At 29.4% G+C, this 15,755-nt stretch carries 19 protein-coding genes; 9 read left to right on the top strand and 10 right to left on the bottom strand.

Annotation, left to right across the window (positions count from 1 at the left end; genetic code table 11):
• Positions 1-41: 41 nt before the first annotated feature.
• Positions 42-269, top strand: a complete 228-nt coding sequence (locus AC34EU_RS04415) for a hypothetical protein (RefSeq protein WP_487533879.1) — start codon at positions 42-44, stop codon at positions 267-269.
• Between the two features lie 85 nt (positions 270-354).
• Here the strand turns inward: AC34EU_RS04415 and AC34EU_RS04410 are convergent, their stop codons facing one another.
• The 7 genes from AC34EU_RS04410 to AC34EU_RS04380 form a co-directional block, all read right to left on the bottom strand.
• Positions 355-1,170 carry a hypothetical protein gene (locus tag AC34EU_RS04410; protein WP_487533878.1) on the bottom strand — a complete coding sequence of 272 codons (816 nt, stop codon included), beginning with the start codon at positions 1,168-1,170 and terminating at the stop codon, positions 355-357.
• Between the two features lie 26 nt (positions 1,171-1,196).
• Positions 1,197-1,646, bottom strand: a complete 450-nt coding sequence (locus AC34EU_RS04405; protein WP_487533877.1) for a YqaA family protein — start codon at positions 1,644-1,646, stop codon at positions 1,197-1,199.
• A 15-nt stretch (positions 1,647-1,661) separates the two neighbouring features.
• Positions 1,662-2,081, bottom strand: coding sequence for a S1 RNA-binding domain-containing protein (locus tag AC34EU_RS04400; RefSeq protein ID WP_487533876.1), 420 nt, complete (start codon positions 2,079-2,081; stop codon positions 1,662-1,664).
• Between the two features lie 24 nt (positions 2,082-2,105).
• Entirely contained in the window at positions 2,106-2,573 is a 468-nt protein-coding gene (locus AC34EU_RS04395; protein ID WP_487533875.1) for a plastocyanin/azurin family copper-binding protein, read from the bottom strand.
• Between the two features lie 86 nt (positions 2,574-2,659).
• Positions 2,660-4,261, bottom strand: coding sequence for an NADP-dependent glyceraldehyde-3-phosphate dehydrogenase (locus AC34EU_RS04390; RefSeq protein ID WP_487533874.1), 1,602 nt, complete (start codon positions 4,259-4,261; stop codon positions 2,660-2,662).
• Between the two features lie 30 nt (positions 4,262-4,291).
• Entirely contained in the window at positions 4,292-4,471 is a 180-nt protein-coding gene (locus AC34EU_RS04385; protein ID WP_487533873.1) for a hypothetical protein, read from the bottom strand.
• A 2-nt stretch (positions 4,472-4,473) separates the two neighbouring features.
• Positions 4,474-4,644, bottom strand: a complete 171-nt coding sequence (locus AC34EU_RS04380; RefSeq protein ID WP_487533872.1) for a hypothetical protein — start codon at positions 4,642-4,644, stop codon at positions 4,474-4,476.
• 180 nt (positions 4,645-4,824) lie between these two features.
• Here AC34EU_RS04380 and AC34EU_RS04375 point away from each other — a divergent pair, with 180 nt between their 5' ends.
• Genes AC34EU_RS04375 through AC34EU_RS04365 form a run of 3 tightly spaced genes read left to right on the top strand, consistent with a single transcriptional unit; the run spans position 4,825 to position 7,513 of the window.
• Complete coding sequence (locus tag AC34EU_RS04375; protein ID WP_489666732.1) at positions 4,825-6,405, top strand: N-acyl-D-amino-acid deacylase family protein; 1,581 nt, start codon at positions 4,825-4,827, stop codon at positions 6,403-6,405.
• Between the two features lie 10 nt (positions 6,406-6,415).
• Positions 6,416-6,727: a cupin domain-containing protein gene (locus tag AC34EU_RS04370; protein WP_487533870.1), complete on the top strand. Its 312-nt coding sequence runs from the start codon at positions 6,416-6,418 to the stop codon at positions 6,725-6,727.
• The gene (locus AC34EU_RS04365; RefSeq protein WP_487533869.1) at positions 6,728-7,513 is read left to right on the top strand and encodes an SDR family oxidoreductase; all 786 of its coding nucleotides are present in this window, start codon (positions 6,728-6,730) and stop codon (positions 7,511-7,513) included. It begins immediately after the preceding gene.
• Position 7,514: 1 nt separating this feature from the next.
• On the opposite strand, the gene AC34EU_RS04360 is transcribed toward AC34EU_RS04365, so the two are convergent.
• Positions 7,515-9,020 carry a M20/M25/M40 family metallo-hydrolase gene (locus AC34EU_RS04360; protein ID WP_487533868.1) on the bottom strand — a complete coding sequence of 502 codons (1,506 nt, stop codon included), beginning with the start codon at positions 9,018-9,020 and terminating at the stop codon, positions 7,515-7,517.
• A gap of 158 nt (positions 9,021-9,178) precedes the next feature.
• Between AC34EU_RS04360 and AC34EU_RS04355 the strand changes: the two genes are divergently transcribed.
• Complete coding sequence (locus tag AC34EU_RS04355) at positions 9,179-10,621, top strand: hydroxymethylglutaryl-CoA synthase family protein (protein ID WP_487533867.1); 1,443 nt, start codon at positions 9,179-9,181, stop codon at positions 10,619-10,621.
• A gap of 34 nt (positions 10,622-10,655) precedes the next feature.
• Positions 10,656-11,567 carry a histone deacetylase family protein gene (locus AC34EU_RS04350; protein ID WP_487533866.1) on the top strand — a complete coding sequence of 304 codons (912 nt, stop codon included), beginning with the start codon at positions 10,656-10,658 and terminating at the stop codon, positions 11,565-11,567.
• 52 nt (positions 11,568-11,619) lie between these two features.
• On the opposite strand, the gene AC34EU_RS04345 is transcribed toward AC34EU_RS04350, so the two are convergent.
• Positions 11,620-11,979, bottom strand: a complete 360-nt coding sequence (locus tag AC34EU_RS04345) for a rhodanese-like domain-containing protein (protein WP_487533865.1) — start codon at positions 11,977-11,979, stop codon at positions 11,620-11,622.
• 102 nt (positions 11,980-12,081) lie between these two features.
• On the opposite strand from AC34EU_RS04345, the gene AC34EU_RS04340 reads away from it, so the two are divergent.
• Genes AC34EU_RS04340 through AC34EU_RS04330 form a run of 3 tightly spaced genes read left to right on the top strand, consistent with a single transcriptional unit; the run spans position 12,082 to position 14,997 of the window.
• Positions 12,082-12,237, top strand: a complete 156-nt coding sequence (locus tag AC34EU_RS04340) for a DUF2256 domain-containing protein (RefSeq protein WP_487533864.1) — start codon at positions 12,082-12,084, stop codon at positions 12,235-12,237.
• Entirely contained in the window at positions 12,216-13,532 is a 1,317-nt protein-coding gene (locus AC34EU_RS04335) for a DASH family cryptochrome (RefSeq protein WP_487533863.1), read from the top strand. Before AC34EU_RS04340 ends, AC34EU_RS04335 begins: the two co-directional genes overlap by 22 nt.
• On the top strand, positions 13,516-14,997 hold the full coding sequence (locus AC34EU_RS04330; protein WP_487533862.1) for a cryptochrome/photolyase family protein: 1,482 nt from the start codon (positions 13,516-13,518) through the stop codon (positions 14,995-14,997). The genes AC34EU_RS04335 and AC34EU_RS04330 overlap by 17 nt, the downstream gene beginning before the upstream one ends.
• Positions 14,998-15,048: 51 nt before the next feature.
• On the opposite strand, the gene AC34EU_RS04325 is transcribed toward AC34EU_RS04330, so the two are convergent.
• Positions 15,049-15,755: hypothetical protein (locus AC34EU_RS04325; protein WP_487533861.1), on the bottom strand; the 707-nt coding region annotated here is incomplete at its 5' end.

Below are 15,755 nucleotides of genomic sequence, written 5' to 3'. Positions count from 1 at the left end.
AAGATGTTCATATTCAAAATCCCTTTTCGTATATTTATTTTATGAGTAGTACAGAATATTATAATACGAGAAAACAAGAGTTTATCAAGGATCTCATCGAATTGATCAATAAGCATGTTGATATAGAGTATGAGGCTATAGAAAAATCCATGAAAGTTTATAATGAAGCAAGTAAAGACTATGCCTCAAAAGAGTGGATTAAGGTTTACAAAGAAGCAATAAAAGACGCTCTAAATGAAGGAACTGACTTTGTCAATAAAACCTTGTAAAAAAAGTCTCTAAGTTATCTGAACATAAGTTTATTCCACTTAGAGACTCAGTATAGAAAAATCAAAACAATTATTTAAAATAAAATCACCTTAGGTAACTGCCATCTGGAAGGATATTGGGGAATTTATATTTGGGATTTGTTAACAACGAAAATAATAGCGTGTCTTTACTTTTAACTAATTCTTTAGTGTATAAATCCCATTCTTGAGATATTTCACTTGATCTATTTTTTTGTGCTCCTAAAATAGAAGTCATTCCCCAATAAATATATTCAGTTATCATACATTCATATTCACAAGTTTCATCATCATAAGTATACCATGCACCTGAAGGATATGAACTAGGTATTGATTTAAAGTTTCCTCCTCTAGATACATCCATAGCTTTTGCTAATAAACTTTTGTCATTTTCCCCAAAAACATTTGGATAAGCATTTGCATATCCAGAATGAGTAATAACATGCCATACCTCTTCCAATGAAGCATCAAATCTTTCGTTTTGATTATTATTATGCCATGATGGTAATGTTTCGTCATCACCTAGGTCTTGAGCGTTTATACTTATTTGAGATTCATATTTCCATATAAATAAAGATGCCTTATTAGATTTTAAAGTTGAAATTAAAAATGGATTATCAACATTTCCATCCTCATCATTATCAAGATACTGAGCCATAATATTGGCAGTATGTAGTAATTTTAAATCATCTACTTCAGGATAAGCGTATATGTAAAGTCCAAAAACATCAACTTTTCTATTTGTAGATTCGAAACCAATATCATTATGGCTTATAATTTTGAAATTAGGATCATTTCCAGGTAAAATATTATTTATCGACTCATTTTTGGTACCACATGAGAAGATTATATAAAATATAAGTGGAAGAAATTCTTTTTTCATTAATCAACAATTTACAAAATATACTTTCAAAATAACGAAAGACCCCAATAGGTTATTAATGCCCAAACGATATATCTAAGTGCTTTACCAACAAACATCCAAAGACTTACTAAATAGAAATGAGTTCGAAAGAACCCTAATCCTACAGCAATTGGATCTCCAATTATAGGAAGCCAGCAAAGAAAAGCTAGAGTACTTCCCCAATTATCTATATAGTTTTTCCAATTGGTTATTTTTTCTTTTTTTACTTTAAAATATTTTTCAATTATATTCCATTTACCTAATCTTCCTAAACCGTAACTACTCAACCCCCCCATCCAGCTTCCCAACGAAGCGACAAATAAACTAAGTGTTAAATCATAATTATTAGCAATCAAAATACTTAAAACAATTTCAGAACTAAGAGGGATAACAGTTGCTGCAAGAAAACTAGCAATAAAAAGACCTAGATACCCCCACTCTACAAATGACTCCATAATTAAAAATTATAATTAGTTGTTTTTAGTCAAACTAATAGAGTCAGAATTTATAATAATTTTCTTTTTTTTGTATAAAACTCCGATTGCTTTTTTAAAAGCTTTTTTACTCATATTTAGTTGAGCAGTGATATCATCAGGACTACTTTTATCATTTAAAAAAATAGTATTTTTTTGTTCAAGTTTATTTAAAACTTCTGAACAATTTCTTTCTATGACATTAAGAAAACCTTGCTTGTTAAGTGAAATATCTAGCTTTCCATCCTCACGAATTTTCTTAATATATCCAATAGTTTCCATTCCAGTTTCAATTGGAATATAAATCTCATTGTTGTATAACAATCCTTCTTCTGAATTGTTTATCTCAACAATAAAGCCAAGATTAGTTTGTCTTCCGATAATTATTTGAACCTGATCACCTTCTTTAAAACTCATAAATAAAAATTCTTTAAAAACTGATCATTTAACTATTAAAATACCTCTCATTACCCCATAATGTCCAGGAAAAGAACAGATATAGATATATGACCCTTTTTCAGGAGCATCAAAAATGATTGTATCACTTTCACCTCCCCCTATAAGTTTTGTGTGAGCAATTACATCATCTCCTTCAGCAATATATTCATTATCACGAGCTTTCATAGCTCTAGTAGCATATTCAGTAACATCAACTCCCTTTTTAAGTAAAACAAAGTTATGTCCCATTATTTTTTTATCAAATTCACCAATATGGTTTAGGGTCAATGTAATTTTCTGTCTAGAATTTACATAAATGAATTTTTTGTCAAAAAGCATATTATCACTAGAGGACAACTCAATTAATATTTCTTTGGGAACTTTGGTCTGACTTTTTGAATCTGTTTTATTTTTCGCAGTGTTTGAACATCCGATTAATAAAATAAAACTTAATAAATATATCTTTTTCATTCTAATTTTTTGTGCAAATATAAGTCCTAATAAGATATCTTAAAAGGATTTAAATTTTTTTAAAATCTTAAAAACAGGAATATTATCTATAATAAGTATTCTGTTGTTACAAAATTGGACTCATTAGAATTCAATAAATTTTCAAGAATTTCGTTATTGTAAGGGGTGTCTTTTGACGCTACAAATGTTCTTATTGAAAAAGAACGAAGGGCATCATAAACACTTAATGTGCTTACTGCAGAATTCTTTCTTCCTGTAAATGGATAAACATCAGGTCCTCTTTGGCATGCAGAATTGAGATTTACCCGACAAACTAGATTTGCTAAAGTATCAATTAATGGACCTATTTTTCTAACATCACGACCAAAAAGACTTACCTGTTGACCGTAGTCAGTATCAGCCATAGCATCTAAAGGTTCATCAATATCTTTATAAGAAATAATTGGTATTACTGGTCCAAATTGCTCCTCATGATATACTTTCATTTTATCATTAACTGGATATAATACAGCAGGAAATGAATAGTTTTCACTTAATTCACCACCTTTTTTATTTATTATTTTTGCCCCATATTTAACAGCATCATCAATTAAATCTTTTATATATTTAGGTTTATTTGGTTCAGGAAGTGGAGTTAAAAAAGCATCTTTTTCCCATGGCATGCCAAATTTAAGTTTATCAACTTCTTCAGAAAACTTTCTATTAAATTCATCAATAATTGATTCATGCACATATAGAACTTTCAACGCTGTACATCTTTGACCGTTATATGAAAGTGTTCCAGAAATACACTCCTTAACAGTATGCTCAAGATCAGCATCAGGAAGAATAATTCCTGGATTTTTTGCTTCAAGACCTAAAACCAGTCTTAATTTATTTTTTTTAGGATGTTCGTCTTGAAGAGCTACTGCTGAATTACTGTGACCAATTAAAGCAAGAACATCAATAGCCCCAGTTTTCATTATTGGAGAAGCAATTTTTCTTCCTCTTCCAAATAGAATATTAACAACACCAGGAGGAAAACTTTCTTGAAATGCCTGTAAAAGTGGATAAATCAAGAGAACCCCATGTTTAGCAGGCTTAAATATTGCAGTATTCCCCATTATAATTGCTGGAATTAATAAGCAAAAAGTTTCATTAAGAGGATAATTATAGGGTCCTAAACAGAGAATAACTCCTAGTGGACCCCTTCTAATATGTGCGTAAATCCCTCCCTCTTTGTCAAAACGTGCACTTTTACGGTCTAAGTTTTTGTAAGCCTCAATAGTATCATTAATATAATCAATAGTCCTATCAAATTCTTTGTAAGAATCACTCTTATTTTTACATATCTCCCACATCAAAAGTTTTACTACAATATCCCGATGCTCTTTCATTTTCTTTACAAAAACCTCCATGCATTTTAATCTTTCGGACACCTTCATTGTTGGCCATAAGCCTTTACCTTTTCCGTATGCATTTTCCGCAGCTTTTAATGCTTCAAGAGCACTTTTTGTTTCCATATCCGGTATTGAACCAAGTAAAGTCGGTTTAAGAGCTCCTTCTTTATTTGGAGTTCGAATTGAAGAAAAGACTTCTGTAGTGTTTCCTTTCCACTTTTTTAGTTGTCCATTTACAAGGTAACTGTCACAATTAATGGGGCTTATTCGAAATTCTTCAGGTATTTCATTAATAGATGAAGTACTCATATATTAGATTTAATTAATTAAAATTTTGATTTATTTTTTTTCTTTACTGGGAGGAATTCTCCCCCAATTTCCACCACCATCATAGTCTACTGAATCTGTTTTTTCAGTATAATCTCTTCTTGGTTTATTTTCGGAAAACCCCATTATAAAAGAAGAAATAACCCCCCCAAAAACTAAAAACCCTATAAAAAAAATGACAGCAACTCCCATGTCTATTTTTGATTTAAAACTTGTTTGAAGTATCCTCCAGCAGCAAGAATTGATGGAACCCAAATACCTACGTACATACCCTCATCTTTGAGTCCAGTAAACCATAACCCTACGGAGAAGCAGAAACTAAAAAAAGCAGCTCCTAATAACAAATAATCTGATTTTTTAAACATGTATAATTAATTATATTACGGGTATGAAGGTAGTAATTATAATCAACACTTTGTAATATCTATAAAAACTAAAAAGCCATATTTTAATACATAATAAAGTAATAATTCACCTTTTACTATTGTATTATTGATTTAGAACTTATTTTATTAAACCTTAAAATAAGTTTTGTATTTTTAAATATGATTAAATCTACAATTACATTCAGTTTATCAACTCTTGCCTTATTTATTTTCAGTTGTGATTCAAATATTAATTATGATATTATCATCTCTCAAGGAGAGGTATATGATGGTTCTGGGTCTAAATCAATTATTACAGATATTGGTATAATTGATTCTGATATTATTAAAATAGGGAGCTTAGATGGTTCTAATGCCAAACAAATAATCAATGCCAAAGGACTAGTAGTTTCTCCGGGATTTATTGATGTTCATGCACATTTAGATCCTATTTTAAAGTTATCAAATTGTGAAAGTCACTTGAGGCAAGGAGTTACAACGAGTCTTGGAGGACCTGATGGATCCAGTCCCTGGCCATTTGGAAAATTTTTAGACACTTTAGATCAAATAGGCGTAGGAATGAATGTTGGTTATTTGATTGGACATAATACTGTTAGAAAAAATGTAATGTCTCTAGAAAATAGAGCTCCAACAAAAGATGAAATGGGCATTATGAAATCACAAATCTCTTTAGCTATGGATGAAGGTGCATTTGGAATTTCAACAGGTCTAAAATACTTACCAGGAAATTTTTCAGAAATTGATGAAATTATTAGTTTGTCTAAAGAAGCATCTAAAAAAGGTGGAATTTACACCTCTCATCTAAGAGATGAAGGTCTAGGAGTTATAGCATCTGTAAAAGAGGCCATCGATATTTCTAAGTATGCGGAAATTCCTGTTATTTTAACCCATCACAAAGTTATCGGTAAACCTATGTGGGGTAAAAGCTCTCAAACTCTTGCTTTAGTTGATTCTGCAAGGGTAGCAGGTTTAGATATATTAATGGATCAATATCCTTACGAGGCTAGTTATACCGGGATATCTGTTTTAATTCCTGGATGGGCAAGAGCTGGTGGTAATAAACAATTCGCCAAACGAATAGAAAATCCATCACTTAGAGATAGTATTAAAAAAGGAATAATTTTCAATATTTTAAATGATAGAGGCGGAAATGACCTTAATAGAGTTCAATTTGCAAAAGTTAGATGGATGCCTGAGCTTGAAGGAAAAACTTTAAAATATTGGGCTAAAACTAGAGGTTTAAATCCATCAGTTGAAAATGGAGCAGAGTTAGTAATAGAGGCTCAATTAAAAGGAGGGGCTTCGTGTGTCTTTTTTGCAATGGATAAAAAAGATGTTGAAAATATAATGAAACATCCTAAAACAATGATTGCCTCTGACGGAAGACTTGTTAGTCCTGGAGATGGACACCCTCATCCTAGATGGTATGGAACTTTCCCGAGAGTTCTTGGTCATTATGTAAGAGAAAAAAATATTCTTTCGTTATCAGAAGCAATTTATAAGATGACATTACTTCCAGCCCAAACCATTGGCCTAAAAAATCGAGGAATGATTAAAGAAGGAATGAAAGCTGATATCACTATTTTTAATTCTAACACAATTATCGATAAAGCAACTTTCGAAAAACCTCATCAATACTCCGAGGGAATTCATTATGTTATAGTCAACGGTAAATTAGCTATTGACGATAAAAATTTCACAAATAAAAAAGCAGGAGTGGTTTTAAGATTTAATAATTAATAAGACTATAATGTATTTAAATGAAATTAACTCAAAAGAAATTATACCGGGCTTGCACGGTAAAATTATTCATGGTAATTCAATTAGTTGGGCATTTTGGGATGTAGATAAAGGTGCTGAAGTTCCAAAACATAATCATTTTCATGAGCAAATCATGCATGTGTTAGAAGGTAAATTTGAATTTACATTAAATGGTAAAACATCATTATATGGACCCGGGTCTGTTGTTGTTATTCATTCAAATGTTCCGCACTCAGGAAAAGCGATAACTAGCTGTAAATTAATGGATGTCTTTAGTCCAGTAAGAGAAGAATACCGTTAAATGGAGATATCATTAAAAGGAAAACAAGCTTTAATAGGAGGTAGTTCAAAGGGAATTGGTCTAGCAATAGCTAAACAACTAGCTAGCTCAGGAGCATCTGTTTGTTTAATGGCAAGAAATAAATCTAAAATGAAAGAAATTATCAAAAATCTTCCATCAGATAAAGGACAAGTTCATCATTTTTTACAAGTAGACTTTTCAGACTTTAATAGCTTCAAAGTTAAACTTGACGTTTTTTTTAAGGAAAATAAAATTGATATACTTGTAAATAATACTCAAGGACCTCCATCAGGAAATTCACTATCCAAATCAATTCAAGATTATCAAATCTCCTTTGACTTGTTATTTAAAAATATTGTTTACGCAACCACATTAGCTATGTCACATATGAAAAGACAGGGATGGGGAAGAATAATTAATATTGCTTCAATTTCAGTTCGTGAACCTTTAAATTATTTAGTCTTATCTAATACTATTAGAGCAGCAGTTGTTACATGGGGTAAAAGTCTTTCTTTTGATGTTGCTCAATATGGAATAACGGTTAATAGTATTTTGACAGGATATTTTGATACTGAAAGAATAGCACAATTAAACGCAGCTAAAGCAAAAAGTTTAAATATTTCAGAATCTCAAGTTCTTTTAGCTATGAAGGAAATGGTTCCAGTTAATCGTCTTGGAATACCTGAAGAATATGGGTATTTAGTGTCTTTTTTAGCTTCAAATAAAGCTGCTTATATTAATGGAACTGCAATTCCAATAGATGGAGGTTTACTAAAATCATATTAACTTAGTCTAGAGGTTCTGTTAAAATTGTTAAAATTGTCTTTATTCCATCTCGATAATTCCCTAATCTTAAATTTTCATTTGGACTATGTTGATTATTATCTATATTAACTGTTGGAACACAAACAGCAGGAATTCCCAGGGAATTAACAAAAGGTGAAATTGGAATTGAACCACCACTCATTCTAATTATAATTGGATCTTGATCAAATGCTCTAACCAGAGCTTTTTGAAGCCACCTGCCAATTTTAGATTGCATGTCTGTTCTAAAAGATTGATATAAAATTTTTGTTTTTATTGTTGCAATATTTGGATGTTTAATACGCTCTTTTTTTGTTGGCTCCCTATCTAAAATTAGATATCCTTGATTCTCAATGTGAGATTTAATTAATTTAATTAAGTTTTCAGGAGAGGACTCTTTAACTAAGCGAATATCAATCTCTGCTCTTGCCCATGCGGGTATAATGGTTCTGACCTTTTCGTTTATCCATCCGGATTGCATTCCTCTAATATTTAACGAAGGATACTGAATTGATTCTTGATAATTATCTGCTACTTTATCTGTTTCAGAAAACTGTAAAATATTTTTTAATTCTTCTTCGTTATGAGGTGTATCATTCAGTATAGATTTTATTTCGTCAGTTAAAACTATCCCATTGTAAAAACCAGGAATTATAACTTTTCCATTTTCACTTTTCATTGAAGCTAAAATTCTAGAAAGTTTAAATGCAGGATTTGGAACATAATTTCCAAAGTGACCACTGTGCTGGGGAACAATAGGGCCATAAGTAGTTAATTGCATAGTGGCAATTCCTCTAGCTCCAAATTCAAGTGTTGGCTTATTTAAACGATGTAAGGGACCATCAAAAATTATTAATTGATCTGCTTTTAATAAATCAGTATTATTTTTAACAGCTTCTGGTAAGTTTGGAGACCCCATTTCTTCTTCAAAATCTAAAATAACTTTAATATTATAATTTGGTAATTTTTTTAAGTCATTAACTGCATCCATTGCAGTTAGAAACATTGCGACAGGCCCTTTAGCATCACTTGCAGATCTTGCAAAAACCCTCCAATCAGAATCATAGTTGTTGATCTTGTTCCAAGAAATTGACTCCCAATCACCATTAATATTTTGTTTTTTTAAAACTGGCAAATATGGATCTTTTTGATTCCATCTATTTGGATCTACTGGCTGACCATCCATTTGCAAATAAATTAATACTGTTTGACCACTGCTATTGAAGTTTTGACTAGCTAATAATAAAGGAGCTCCTTTTGTTTTAATTCGAGTAGTTATAAAACCTCTTTTGGAAAAGGCCTTTTCGGTCCATGATATATTTTTCTCTATCCATTCAGGATAAAAAGCATCATTAGGAATACTTAGTATGTCTTTTAATAAATTGAAACTTTTCAGTGTATATTTTTCTGAAATTTCATCCAATTCATTTTTCATTTGCCCAAACGAAAAAATTGGAACAAACAGCAAAAGAATTATTTGTTTTTTCATCATAATAAAATTTAAAACTTAATATAAAAAATATTTTTAATTAAAATCACTTAAATTATGAATTCAATAAATGTAATTGTAATAAAGTTTTGCATTAAGTTGTTTTTATTTCTAAGTTTGCGAGACGATTTTCGATACAGATATCATAAATTATAAAAATGAAAAAAACGGGCATTGATGCTATATCTTTTTATGTTCCAAAACTTTTTGTGGATATGGAAAAATTAGCCATTAAAAGAAATATTTCATTTGAAAAACTCAATAAAGGCCTTGGTTTAAATAAAATGTCTATTCCTGACTGTGATGAGGACACTGCTTCATTTGCTGCTAATGCTTTATTAAATTTAATTACTTCAAATAATCTTGATCCTAGAGAAATTGGACGTATATATATAGGAACTGAAAGTGCCTTGGACGGATCAAAACCAATTTCAACATATGTAATACAAGTTTTAGAAGAAATTTTAAATAATAAATTTGGTTTCAGGTGTTTTAAAAACTGTGATGTTGTTGACCTAACTTTTGCTTGTGTTGGAGCGGTTGACGCTCTTCAAAATTGCAATGATTGGGTTGTAAATGGAGTTGAAAGAAAAGCAGTAGTTATTGCTTCTGATTTAGCAAAGTATGAATTAGAATCAACCGGAGAATATACTCAAGGTGCTGGAGCAGTAGCATTACTAATCAAAGAAAATCCAAGCATTATATCTATTACAAATAAATGGGGAGTTGCTACAAAAAGTGTTGGTGATTTTTTCAAGCCCAGAAGGGTTTATGATAAAGAGGAGATTTTAAAAGAGACAGCAAAATTACTTGGAAAAGAAATTTCAAATGATGAAGCGTCAAAAATTTTAAATAAAAATAATTCTGAATTTTGGTCCTCTTCAAATGCTAATTTTGAAATTTATAAAGAAGAACCAATATTTGAAGGTCAATTTTCAAATGAATGTTATGAGGAAAGAATTTTTGAAGCACTAGATCATTTTATTAGTCAAAAAAACATAAATATTTTTGAAGATTGGAATCATTTAATATTTCATCTTCCTTATGCTTTTCACGGCAGAAGAATGTTAGTTAAAAAATGGACATTATGGCTTGATGACAACAATAAATTAGATCAACTTACTAATGAAATTGGAAAAGTTAAAAAGGGTGATGAAAAAGCATGGATTAAATTAGCAAGTAAATCAGAATTATATAATGATTTTGTTGTTAAAAAGATAGCTCCAGGAGAGATTGCATCTTCCGAAATAGGAAATATGTATACCGCATCTATTTTCATGTCACTTCTAAGCATGCTAAACAATGCAATTACCAAAAAAATAGAATTAACCAATAATAAAATTGGTTTTATTAGTTATGGGAGTGGATCTAAAGCTAAAATTTTTGAAGGAATAATTGAAAGTAGTTGGAAAATTAAATTAAAATCCTCAAATCTTTTTGAGATATTAGATAAAAGAAAAGATATTGATGTTGGCACTTATGAAGATCTACATCGGAATAAAATTAAGGATCCAATTTCTGAATATAACAGTTCAATAAAATTATCAAAGATTCAAGAAGGAGAGTTCACAAGAGGTCTTAGAAGCTATAAATTCAAATAGCTTATTAAAATTAGTAGTAACTAATTTTTAAAAAATGAATAGATATATTCCAATAGCTTATCATGAATCATACAAGCTCGATCTTCCTAAAGGACACAGATTTCCAATGGAAAAATACAAACTCTTACCTAACGAATTAATAAATCAAGGAATATCAAAAGAAACTGATTTTTTCTCACCTTATCCTCCTGAATTGAATTGTGTTACTCAAGTTCATGATAAAGAATATGTATTAAAATTAAAAAGTTTAAAATTAACTAAACCTGAAATTAGGAAGATTGGATTTCCACTTTCAAAAGAGTTGATTGACAGAGAATTTTTGATTGCTGGGGGGACTGTTATGGGTGCAGATAAAGCTTTAACCTATAAAATATCAATGAATATTGCAGGAGGTACTCATCATTCATTTTCAGATAGAGGAGAGGGATTTTGCCTGCTAAATGATCAAGCGATAGCTGCTAAATACTTATTGAAAAATCATGCTATAAATAAAATATTAATTGTTGATTTAGATGTACATCAAGGAAATGGAACTGCTTCAATTTTCAAATCAATCGAACAAGTATTTACCTTTTCTATGCACGGAGATAAAAACTTTCCATTTAAAAAAGAGAAAAGTGACTTGGATATTGGACTTAAAGACAATACAACTGATATCGAATACTTAACTATCTTAAAAAAAACTTTGCCTTTATTAATTAAAAAAGTTAGACCAAATTTCATATTTTACTTATCAGGAGTAGATGTTATAAAAACTGATAAACTAGGCAGACTATCTTTAACTTTAGAGGGATGCAAGGATAGAGATAAATTTGTTTTTTCTTTATGTAAAAAAGAAAATATTCCTGTCCAGTGTAGTATGGGGGGTGGTTATTCCGAAGATATTAGTGTTATTGTAGATGCCCATTTAAACACTTACAAAATGGCTAAAGAGGTTTATTTTTAAAATTAAGCACGGAATTAATTTTAAAAGAAAATTTGAAAAAATCAAATTTGATTTACCAATTCATGAAACCACCCTTCAAATCATAGATCTTATGAAAACCTAACGAATCCATTACTTTAGAGGCTTTTCCACTTCTGTTTCCTGATTTACAATAAATTAAATATGATTTATTTTTATCTAACCTTGAGATGTTTTGAATAAATTCTGAAGATTTAAAATCAATATTAATTGCATTTTTTATATAACCATCTCTATATTCTTCAGCAGTTCGCACATCAATAACTTGAATATTTTTTTCAATCAACTCTTTAAATGTTTCTTTTTCTATCACTTCAACTTTTGATTCATTAGTTATCATTTGACTAAATGATATGTTAGAAATAAAAAGAAATAGTACTAAAATTTTTTTCATGAAATAAAATTTAAATATAAATATACTTAAGTGTATAGTAAACATTAGATTTTACAAAATTTTTTTAAACATTTTGATATATATTTGTAATCTTTTTAATAAATGTCAGATAAAATTTTGAAAAGAATTTTAAAAATAAATTTTCCAGAAAAAAAATGTCCTGTTTGTAATTTAAATTTTAAATGGAGAAAAAAATGGGAGAAAAACTGGCATGAAATAATTTATTGTAGTAAAAAATGCAGGAGCAAAAAGCAATAATTTGGTTTAGAAACAACTTACGAGTACTTGATAATAAATCTTTACATCAAGCATCAATTTCTCATAAAAAAATTATTGCTTATTATAATTTTGATACTAATTATTATAAAAAAGACAAGTGGGGGTTTAAAAAAACAGAAAAGTTTAGAGCTCAATTTTTGATTGAAACAATAGAAGACTTAAAAAACTCTTTAGCTGAACTTAATATTTCTTTAATAATTGACAATTCTCCCTCAATATCAGGATTAATAAACGTTATTAAGAATCATGAGATTAACGATATCTATTGCCAAAAAGAGTGGACTATTGAAGAAGAAAAAATAGAGAAAGATTTAATTGAAAAATTACCTAAAGGATTTAATTTAAATTCTGAATACGATCAATTTTTATTTCATCCAGATGAGATAATGATTGAACCAATAAACATACCAGAAGTTTTTTCAAGTTTTAGAAAAAAAATTGAGAAAAGAATTACGGTCAGAGAATGCTGTCCTGTTCCAATTAAATTAGATAAATCGAATTTGCTTGAAGAAACATTTCCTATACCAAAGTTGGAAGATTTGAATCTTGATCCATTTAAAGTCGATATAAACAGCGCATTTCCATTTCAAGGAGGCACTAAATCAGGGCTTGATCGAATCAATTTTTATTTTTGGAAATCAAAAAAACTAGGATTTTATAAAAAAACCAGAAATGGCTTATTAAAAACTGACTATAGTTCAAAATTATCAAGCTGGTTAGCTAATGGATCAATATCAGCCAGACAAATATATTGGGAAGTAAAAAAGTTTGAAGATGAAATCCTAAAAAATCAATCTACCTACTGGCTTATTTTTGAATTAATTTGGAGAGACTATTTTAAGTATATATCGATTAAGCATGGTAATAAGATTTTTAGATTAGGAGGAATTTACTCAAAATCAAAGGTTTGGAAAATTGACATAGACACAATAAATAGCTGGATAAATGGAACCACCAAAGAGTCTTTCATTAATGCTAATATGATAGAATTAAAAAAAACTGGATGGATGAGTAATAGAGGAAGGCAAAACGTTGCCTCCTATTTAACAAAAGATCTTTTAATAGACTGGAGAGTTGGGGCTTCCTATTTTGAATCTATGTTGATTGATTATGACGTACATAGTAATTATGGAAATTGGATTTATAATTCAGGGATTGGAAATGATCCTATGCCAGATCGAAAATTCAATCCAAAATTTCAAGCAGATAGATATGATCCAAATAACACTTTTCAAAAATTGTGGTTAAATAAACAATATGAAATTGACTTGTAGTATAATATTTCCAAACCAATTATTCAAAGAATCTCCTTTGTTAAAAAAAAATAGTGAAGTTTTTTTAGTTGAAGAATTTCTTTTCTTCAAACAATATAATTTTCACAAACAAAAAATTTTATTTCATAGATCTTCAATGAAATATTATAATGAATACTTAAGCAATATGGGTGTTAAAGTCAATTATATTGACTCCTATAATGATTTGTCTGATATAAGAAATTTAATTATAGAGTTGTCTAAAAAAGGATTTAAAGAAATTGAATATATTGATTCGGTTGACTACCTCCTGGAACGAAGGATAAATAAATTTGCTATTGAAAATAAAATAAAATTAATAAAACATGATTCACTTCTTTTTATAAATGATCAGGAAGATTTAAATAGTTTTTTTAAACCTGAAAAAAAGAAATTCTTTCACACAACTTTTTATATAAGTCAAAGAAAAAAATTAAATATTTTAATTGATAAAAACTTTAATCCTGACGGAGGAAAGTGGTCTTTTGACATGGTAAATAGAAAGAAATATCCAAAGAATATTAGACCTCCAGATATTTTATTTCCAAAAAAAAATAAGTTTTTATCTGATGGAATTAAATATGTAGAAAATTATTTTCCATCTAATTATGGCGTGATAAATGAAGATTTTAAATACCCAAATAATCATGTTGATGCAGAAAAGTGGTTTCAAGATTTTTTAGAGAACAGATTTGAAGATTTTGGATCTTACGAGGATGCAATTGTTTCGGAGGAGGTTTTACTAAATCATAGTCTATTAAGTCCACTCATAAATAGCGGACTTCTTTCTCCTAAATTAATTGTTGATAAAGCAATTTCATTTTATGATAAAAATACAATACCATTAAATTCTATTGAAGGATTTATTAGGCAAATAATAGGTTGGCGAGAATTTATAAGAGGGATTTATATATCAAAAGGAAGTCACGAGAGAACAAGAAATTTTTGGAACTTTAATAAAAAAATTCCGGCTAGCTTCTATTCAGGAACCACAGGTATAATTCCTATTGATTTAACTATTCAAAAAATTAATCAAACTGGATACTGTCATCATATTGAGAGATTAATGGTCTTAGGAAATTTTATGGTTTTATGTGAGTTTGATCCAGACGAAGTTTACAAATGGTTCATGGAAATGTTTATTGACTCTTATGATTGGGTTATGGTTCCAAATGTTTACGGAATGAGTCAATTCAGTGATGGAGGATTAATGTCTACTAAGCCATATATATCAAGCAGTAATTATTTATTTAAAATGAGTGATTACAAAAAAGGAGAATGGCAAATAATTTGGGATGGATTATTTTGGAGGTTTATGGATAAACATAGAGGGTTTTTTGTAAAAAACCCAAGAATGAGAATGCTAGTGAGCACATTTGATAAAATGAATTCAGAAAAAAAATCTAATCTTCTTGAACAAGCTGAAAATTTTCTAGAAAATCAATAAATAAAAAGGCCTCTTTAAGAGGCCTTTTTCAAATTCATTATAAATAAATAGTTAATTCAAAGGAGAACTTAATTCAGACATATATTGATGGTGACGAACTCTCATTCCATCATCCATTAATGAAGCTCTAAATCTTGCAGAATCTTGCTCTAAAGAGCCTTCACCGAATAATTCATTATATTTTTTTATAAAATCAGGTCTTGAATTCCAGTCATCAGTTTCCCCAGCAAAATTTTCGTGATGGAATCTTACCATTACCCAATTACCGTTACAGCCAGAGTTACATTCCATGACTGTCACTCTTTGATTATACGCAGTTTCTTCCCAGACTTTTTTTGATCTATTTCTAAACATCCAAAAATCTTTATCTCCAGAATCTTTGTAGTTGTAGTAAATAATTCTTCTGTGATTATTTCTTTTTGCATTAACTGGATTATATGAGGATTCATTATTTCTAGTCATTATTCGGTTTCCAACAGATTTGTGAAGAGGACCTACTGTTTTTCGCCAAAAATTATTACCAGATGTATCAACATTATCGAATTCTCCCATCGATTTTGCATGCATCATTCTGATATAATGATTAGCATTTTGACCAGTTAAAATCTTCCAAGTTGAAAATCTTGTTTGACCATTTTTACTATTGTACATTTTAGTTTTTTTAGCTACTGCAGATTCAAATTTTGAAACATCAGCTGCCTCTACTTCTAATAGACGTTGTTGAATTATTTGAGAGTTAACATTACCTATTAAAAGTA

The sequence above is a fragment of the Candidatus Marivariicella framensis genome, from assembly GCF_982709265.1.
Note: the sequence above shows the minus strand (reverse complement) of the source record. Positions and strands in the feature narration are given on the sequence as shown.

Excerpts from the sequence above, each read along its gene's own strand:
- AC34EU_RS04415 (WP_487533879.1), top strand. The coding sequence starts at position 42 with ATGAGTAGTACAGAATATTATAATACGAGAAAACAAGAGTTTATCAAG.
- AC34EU_RS04410 (WP_487533878.1), bottom strand. The coding sequence starts at position 1,170 with ATGAAAAAAGAATTTCTTCCACTTATATTTTATATAATCTTCTCATGT.
- AC34EU_RS04405 (WP_487533877.1), bottom strand. The coding sequence starts at position 1,646 with ATGGAGTCATTTGTAGAGTGGGGGTATCTAGGTCTTTTTATTGCTAGT.
- AC34EU_RS04400 (WP_487533876.1), bottom strand. The coding sequence starts at position 2,081 with ATGAGTTTTAAAGAAGGTGATCAGGTTCAAATAATTATCGGAAGACAA.
- AC34EU_RS04395 (WP_487533875.1), bottom strand. The coding sequence starts at position 2,573 with ATGAAAAAGATATATTTATTAAGTTTTATTTTATTAATCGGATGTTCA.
- AC34EU_RS04390 (WP_487533874.1), bottom strand. The coding sequence starts at position 4,261 with ATGAGTACTTCATCTATTAATGAAATACCTGAAGAATTTCGAATAAGC.
- AC34EU_RS04385 (WP_487533873.1), bottom strand. The coding sequence starts at position 4,471 with ATGGGAGTTGCTGTCATTTTTTTTATAGGGTTTTTAGTTTTTGGGGGG.
- AC34EU_RS04380 (WP_487533872.1), bottom strand. The coding sequence starts at position 4,644 with ATGTTTAAAAAATCAGATTATTTGTTATTAGGAGCTGCTTTTTTTAGT.
- AC34EU_RS04375 (WP_489666732.1), top strand. The coding sequence starts at position 4,825 with ATGATTAAATCTACAATTACATTCAGTTTATCAACTCTTGCCTTATTT.
- AC34EU_RS04370 (WP_487533870.1), top strand. The coding sequence starts at position 6,416 with ATGTATTTAAATGAAATTAACTCAAAAGAAATTATACCGGGCTTGCAC.
- AC34EU_RS04365 (WP_487533869.1), top strand. The coding sequence starts at position 6,728 with ATGGAGATATCATTAAAAGGAAAACAAGCTTTAATAGGAGGTAGTTCA.
- AC34EU_RS04360 (WP_487533868.1), bottom strand. The coding sequence starts at position 9,020 with ATGAAAAAACAAATAATTCTTTTGCTGTTTGTTCCAATTTTTTCGTTT.
- AC34EU_RS04355 (WP_487533867.1), top strand. The coding sequence starts at position 9,179 with ATGAAAAAAACGGGCATTGATGCTATATCTTTTTATGTTCCAAAACTT.
- AC34EU_RS04350 (WP_487533866.1), top strand. The coding sequence starts at position 10,656 with ATGAATAGATATATTCCAATAGCTTATCATGAATCATACAAGCTCGAT.
- AC34EU_RS04345 (WP_487533865.1), bottom strand. The coding sequence starts at position 11,979 with ATGAAAAAAATTTTAGTACTATTTCTTTTTATTTCTAACATATCATTT.
- AC34EU_RS04340 (WP_487533864.1), top strand. The coding sequence starts at position 12,082 with ATGTCAGATAAAATTTTGAAAAGAATTTTAAAAATAAATTTTCCAGAA.
- AC34EU_RS04335 (WP_487533863.1), top strand. The coding sequence starts at position 12,216 with ATGCAGGAGCAAAAAGCAATAATTTGGTTTAGAAACAACTTACGAGTA.
- AC34EU_RS04330 (WP_487533862.1), top strand. The coding sequence starts at position 13,516 with ATGAAATTGACTTGTAGTATAATATTTCCAAACCAATTATTCAAAGAA.